Raw genomic sequence first — 6,165 nt, 5'->3', positions numbered from 1 at the left:
GCAAACCTCGTCCGTAGGATGTGAGCAATGATAGGCAACACGACCAAGACGGCAATAGCCCTGCAGGGCTACCGCTGCCTCACGGGAAGTGATACGATTGTAGATCGCTCTAACGACTGACTAGGGCGTGCCCCTTGGGGCAGTGTTTTTTCTGATCAACCATCATAACTGCAACAGCCATGACGCAACGTACACTGGGCGGCACTGTCCGCAAACGTAAACGCACCTCTGGGTTCCGGGCGCGCATGCGTACCAAATCCGGTCAGAACGTGATTAAGGCACGGCGGCGTAAAGGGCGGGCACGGCTGGCCGTCTAGTGTTGCCTCCTCAACATCGCCTGCGCGATCGCCATGATTTTGACCGCGTCTATCAACACAAAACTGCCCACCACGGCAAACTGGCCGTTCTTTGGCTGGCGCCCCAAGCCGTCAAGGCAGCACCACGGCTGGGCATTGTGGTCAGTAAAAAGGTGAGTAAGCGAGCCGTTGATCGCAACCGTTTGAAGCGGCAATGGCGACGGGTGATCCACCCACTCTTACCGCAGATCGCCGCAGGGTGGGATATGATTGTGGTAGTGCGTCAGGCGGCACTAAAAGTGAGTGACGAGGACTGTCGCGCTGAATTGACGCAGTTAATGGCCAAAGCAGGGGTACTGACGATGCCGGGAATTTCCGAAGACGTTTTCTACGAAGGCGGTCCCCATTGGGGTGACTTGGTGATCAACTTACTGTTGGGGCTAACGGTGATTTGTCTGCCCCTTACCGTTGGTGCCATTGTCCGTGCCCTTTGGCTGCGCTACCGCATTACAAATCGGCGGATTACGGTGATTGGCGGCTGGATGGGGCGCGATCGCTCCGATGTCATTTATAGCGAAATCACCAAAGTCGTCACCGTTCCTCGCGGCTGGGGCGCCTACGGTGATATGGTCGTCACTCTCAAAGATGGTAGCCGCTTAGAAATGCGCGCTGTCCCCCGCTTCCGTGAAATTTATGACTATATTTCTGCCAAATTGAGTCCCGCTGCCAAAAGTGTCAGTGGCGCGATTGGTTCTTAAGACCTAAGATAGTTCTGTTAACTGTTCACCCCTAATTGCAGGATTCCATGGATTTTGGTATCGGTTTCCTCTCCAACAATGTCATGCTGCCAATCCTTGACTTTTTCTATGGGATTGTGCCCAGCTATGGCCTTGCGATTGTGGCGCTGACACTGGTGGTGCGCTTTGCCGTCTATCCCCTCAGTGCGGGATCCATTCGCAATATGCGGCGCATGAAAGTGGTGCAGCCGATCATGCAAAAACGGATGCAGGAAATCCAACAGAAATACAAGGATAATCCTGCCGAACAGCAAAAGGCAATGGCAGAGGTCTATAGGGAGTTTGGTAATCCCTTGGCGGGGTGTTTTCCTCTGCTATTGCAGTTACCGATTCTCTTTGCTCTCTTTGCCACGCTCCGCGGATCACCCTTTGCTGATGTGAATTACCAGCTCAACCTGCAAATTGTTCCTCCTGATCAAACTGTCTTAGCCCAGCCCTTTGCCACTAAGCCGCAAAATATCTACGTTGATGAGGGCATCCACTTCCCCATTCAGGCGGTGGTTCCCAGCGGTACCAAGATTCCAGTGGGTCAAACGGTGGATCTCCAATTCCAAACCAAGGAGGGGAAACCCTTTAGTGAACTGGCCGCCGCCTATCCCAATAGTCACCTGCAACCCAAGTGGCAAATTATTCGCGGTCAAGAGCGGGCAACCATTGACAGTGAGGGGCATCTGCAAGCCCTGCAAGCCGGTGATGTAACGGTTCAGGGAACGATTCCGGGGATTGCGGCGGATAAAGGTTTCCTCTTTATCTCTGCCCTTGGCCATGTGGGTGCCATTGATCAAGGGGAACTCTTCATCACGCTGCCCGATGGCACACGCCAGTTTAATTGGGGCGCGATCCACTGGGATATCCTGATCATGATCCTTGGCTTTGGCGTCAGTCTCTACGTCAACCAGTTGCTCTCTGGCCAAGGCAGCAGCAATAACCCGCAGCAGCAAACCGTGAATCAATTGACACCGATCATCTTCTCTGGGATGTTTCTCTTTTTCCCATTGCCGGCAGGGGTGCTGCTCTATATGCTAATCGCCAACATCTTCCAGACGGTGCAGACCTTTATTCTTCAACAGGAGCCGCTGCCAGAGAACCTGCAGAAACTCGTGGAGGAGCAGGAGCGGGCTGAAGCCATTAAAAATCGGGCGGCTCTTCCCTTTGAGGGCAAGGGGGCTAAAAGTGCCAAGGCCACTAAAGCCAAGCGTCATCCATCAAGTTGAGGGGAGGCATGACCGCTGATCCAATTGCTGCGGGGTGTGCGTGGCTGGAACAGGCACTTGCTCTAGCAGGCTTTAAGACAACCGTTTCTGTGGTCGAGTCTCCGTTGGCAGGTGTGGTGCCGGGGCACTGGCTAGAGATCGATCGCCAGTCCCTGAGTGCTGCGCAAATTGAATCCCTGCTGGCCAACAATGCCCAAGCTCTCGATGCGTTGCAATATCTGCTCAATGCCACGTTGAATTTGGGGCGATCGCGGCAGGAGCAAACGGCTTTTACCCTAGAATTGGCGGGCTATCGCCGCGCCCGTTATCGCCAGTTGCAGGAGATTGCCCATCAGGTGGCTGCCCAAGTCCTCGACACCGGTAAACCCGTTGAAATTCGCTCCCTGTCAGCGGCAGAGCGGCGTGTCGTTCACAGCCTCATTAAGGTAGAGAGCGATCGCCTTGAAACCTTTAGTTATGGAGAGGAACCGGATCGCCGCTTGGTGGTGCAGTTAGCTCAAGGGACTGAGGCCGAAGTGGCGGCTGATGCGCTGGAGCAGGTATAGACCTAAAATCGAGTTGCCACTGGGATCAAGGGGTGGGCTGTAGCAGGCGATCGCCCCCTGTCGCGGCACAATGGCCAAAATCACACCGCTGACACCCGATTTCACAGGCAAGCCAATCTCTAGGGCATAGCGGGGGGAGTCCTCGTAGAGGCCACAGGTGAGCATAAGCACATTCACCTGCTGACGATGGCGATCGCTCACCTTGTCATGGGGCAGTGCCAACAGGAGACCCAAGCGCGCCACTTCCTCAATCGTTCCTTGGAAACAGCACACCTGATTGTAGATCTCAAGGGCAACCCCGGCATCGGCAATGCGTCCAGACTCCACTAAAAAGTGGGCAAGGGTGCGATTTTGCCAGTTGGGATGGCGATAAACGGCTGCTAACACCTCTTGATCCACCTGCAACTGCGTACCCGCACACTCATTGAGCCAAGTCTGAAAGACCGCAACACCGCCAACATGAGCCAATTGGCTAGCAAGGGCGATCGCTCCACTATTAATCATGGGATTGCGCGGCCACCCCTGATCAAGGGTTAACTGCAACACAGAGTTATAGGGGTAATCTGAGGGGCGCTGTCCCACCCACGTCCACACCTGCTCCTGCCACAGCGTTAAGGCATACAGCAGCAAGAAGGGCTTAATTGCGCTCATTAAGGGAAAGCGCAAATTGGAACGCCCAAGGGTAAACTGGTGCTTTGGGGTAACAAGGGCAAAGGCAAAGGCTTCAGACCCCACCCGCGGTAGCCGTTGAAGGGGTTCCCCCTGAGGAAGTTCTGCCGATGCAGCCTTGAGCCACTCTTGGATGAGGGCAGGGTCTAGATCCCCCAACATTGCTGAGCCTAAGTATTGGCATCGAGGGAGAGCTGCTCGCTAGTGGTGACCCGTCGCCGCCGCCGCCGACCTGCGGGCACGGAGGCCTCTGGAGTGGATGCTTCCCCGCCGGATTCAGACTCGGTCGTGACTTCTGACTCACTGGTATTGAGCAGCGTGGTGGCCGCAATCGGCTCGACATTAATCGTGCTAACCACAGAGGAGGGCGGCTCATCAGCAGTCTCTGGGATATCCTCAGGCATTCCCTCACTGACGGGTCGTGCAGTTTTCTGGGGCAGGGGTAGGGGGTCTTGGCCGGGGCGTGCCACCATCACAATCGTTCCCCGCGGATTCTTCACCTCTTCAGAGTGCAGCACAAGGGGTGAAATTCCCATTTCCGCATAGACTGCCTGCTCTTGATCCGTCATTGTTACGGTAATCACCTCCGCTGGTTCAGAGCGGCCAAGACGGGCAGGGCGCGGCGGACGGCTCTCCACTTTGACCACTGGCGGCGGCGCCGTTTCTGTAGGCGTGGTAATCACCTTGCGGCCATTGCCATTTTCAGAGGCACGGCGAGGACTGCGTGGGGCTGGTGGATGACTACTGCGGGAAGCACGCGGGCGAATACCCCCCACCGCTTGATAGTCAGGGTGGTTAATGAGTTGGGTCTCTAGGCTGCTACTGGCAAAGCCATTGGGTTCAGTGCGGGATTCTAAACTGCGGCGTGGCTCCGGTGGACGCGGCATGGGCGATCGCTCGACAATTTCGCCGGGGCTATCCTCCGGTTCACCGGGTAAATGCACCAAGTGACCCAAGCCCCCACAGGCACTACAGGGACGGCCAAAAAGTTCATAGATATTTTGCCCTTGGCGTTTGCGGGTCAGTTCCACCAGCCCCAGTTCTGAAAGTTGAGCAATTTGGGGGCGAGCTTTATCAGCACGCAGGGCTTTACTAAAGTGCTCCAGCAGTTGCAACTGGTCGCGGCGGGAATCCATGTCAATAAAATCCACAATGATCACGCCAGCAATATTGCGCAGTCGCAGTTGGCGAGCAATCTCCGTAGCCGCTTCGCAGTTTGTCCACAGCACTGTTTCCCGCGAGGTGGCTGAACTGGTGAATGAACCGGAGTTCACATCAATGACCGTCAGTGCCTCTGTCGGTTGAATGATGATATAGCCACCGGAGGGCAAATCCACACGGGGTTTCAGGGCCTCACGAATGGCAGCATTCACCCGAAAGTAATCCAAAATGGGAATGGGTTCTTGGTGATAGTCAATGAGAACCCCCACCGGCTTATTGACATTCCAGTTTTTCAGGTGCTGTTTGACCCGTTTGACCCCATCGGGCGTATCCACCACAATGCGGTTGACATCACTGCTATAGACATCCCGCAAGACTTTTTGGATAAAGTCATCATCGCGCCCCAGAAGCTGGGGAGGACGGCTGGAGGCCGCCTGCTGTTGGATCGTTTCCCACTGCCGTTGCAGGAGTTCCAAATCCTCAAGAATGGCCTCTTCGGAGACACCCTCGGCCTCTGTGCGCACTAGTAGCCCCATGCCAGCGGGTTTGACCAAAATGCCCAAGGCACGTAGCCGATGCCGTTCCGCTTCATTGGTAATCCGTCGCGATAGATTCACCCCCCGACCATAGGGCATCAGCACGAGATAGCGTCCGGGCAACGAAATATTTCCGGTCAGCCGTGGCCCCTTGGTGCCCGTGGGTTCCTTCATGACCTGAACCAGCACTTTTTGCTGCGGTGCGAGCAATTCCGTGATTGCTCCAGCCGTTCGCTTCAGGCGCAATGGGCCAAGGTCAGTGACATGGATAAAGCCATTACGGGAGGCATCCCCCAAGTTGACAAAGGCAGCATCAATGCCCGGTAGGACATTTTCAACCACCCCAAGGTAGATGTCCCCCACCTGATGGGTTCCCGTGGCCACAATCAATTCTTGAATTTGATCTTCGGCAAAGACCGCCGCTAGCCGATGTTCCTCGGCAATAATAATTTGCTTAGGCATTCATTATCCTTAGAATTTCTTAACAAAACAAACGTCAGCATGAATTGGCTAAAGGCATCTAGCACAGTGTTGAGCCACTCTTGCCCCTGTAAGGGACGTGTGCAAGTTTGGCTTTAAGATGGTTGGGAAAAGGGTTCCTGTAGAGGTGGGTTGGCATTGGAACGCGGAACGCAACTCTGGTGATACCTAAAAAGCTCTGCACGACTTGCAGAAGGAAAAGATGTCACCCCATGCCAGCCTTGATGAAAGTCTATGCTTAACCTTTGGTCTCTTAGGCTATGGAGGTTAAGCAAAAGGGATTTTTCTACAGTACCTCTAATGGTCTCTGATTATAGGTATCTCTGTCAAGATTGGCTAGGGGATTTTGCAAAAATTTTCACTGTCGCTGCCGCTACCCTCGTGAGCACGAGCATAGTGTGCCACTTTGCAAACCTGATAGGACACTTTGGCGATCGCCCACAAAGCTGCTACAACTATAAACATCT

The 6,165-nt window shown here is 54.6% G+C and carries 6 protein-coding genes and 1 pseudogene; 5 read left to right on the top strand and 2 right to left on the bottom strand.

The features are described from left to right. Positions 1-179 precede the first annotated feature (179 nt). The 5 genes and pseudogenes from rpmH (at position 180) to RHP47_RS12985 (ending at position 2,852) form a co-directional block, all read left to right on the top strand. Entirely contained in the window at positions 180-317 is a 138-nt protein-coding gene (gene rpmH, locus RHP47_RS13005) for a 50S ribosomal protein L34 (RefSeq protein ID WP_099799755.1), read from the top strand. After that, positions 317-586: pseudogene (gene rnpA, locus RHP47_RS13000) on the top strand (ribonuclease P protein component); the annotation flags it as partial. The gene rpmH and the pseudogene rnpA, both read left to right, overlap by 1 nt. 72 nt (positions 587-658) lie before the next feature. Beyond that, complete coding sequence (locus RHP47_RS12995) at positions 659-1,054, top strand: PH domain-containing protein (RefSeq protein ID WP_225901724.1); 396 nt, start codon at positions 659-661, stop codon at positions 1,052-1,054. A gap of 47 nt (positions 1,055-1,101) precedes the next feature. Next, positions 1,102-2,307, top strand: coding sequence for a membrane protein insertase YidC (gene yidC, locus RHP47_RS12990; protein ID WP_149821547.1), 1,206 nt, complete (start codon positions 1,102-1,104; stop codon positions 2,305-2,307). A gap of 8 nt (positions 2,308-2,315) precedes the next feature. Further along, positions 2,316-2,852 carry a R3H domain-containing nucleic acid-binding protein gene (locus RHP47_RS12985; protein WP_286626032.1) on the top strand — a complete coding sequence of 179 codons (537 nt, stop codon included), beginning with the start codon at positions 2,316-2,318 and terminating at the stop codon, positions 2,850-2,852. Here the strand turns inward: RHP47_RS12985 and RHP47_RS12980 are convergent. Both RHP47_RS12980 and RHP47_RS12975 read right to left on the bottom strand, forming a co-directional pair. Continuing rightward, positions 2,799-3,683 (bottom strand): glutaminase, encoded by an 885-nt coding sequence (locus RHP47_RS12980; protein ID WP_149821543.1) that lies wholly within the window; start codon positions 3,681-3,683, stop codon positions 2,799-2,801. The genes RHP47_RS12985 and RHP47_RS12980 overlap by 54 nt on opposite strands. An 8-nt stretch (positions 3,684-3,691) precedes the next feature. Further along, complete coding sequence (locus RHP47_RS12975; RefSeq protein ID WP_286626031.1) at positions 3,692-5,680, bottom strand: Rne/Rng family ribonuclease; 1,989 nt, start codon at positions 5,678-5,680, stop codon at positions 3,692-3,694. Positions 5,681-6,165: the final 485 nt, after the last annotated feature.

The sequence above is a fragment of the Thermosynechococcus sp. QKsg1 genome, assembly GCF_031586415.1.
Classification (GTDB): Bacteria; Cyanobacteriota; Cyanobacteriia; order Thermosynechococcales; family Thermosynechococcaceae; genus Thermosynechococcus.
Note: the sequence above shows the minus strand (reverse complement) of the source record. Positions and strands in the feature narration are given on the sequence as shown.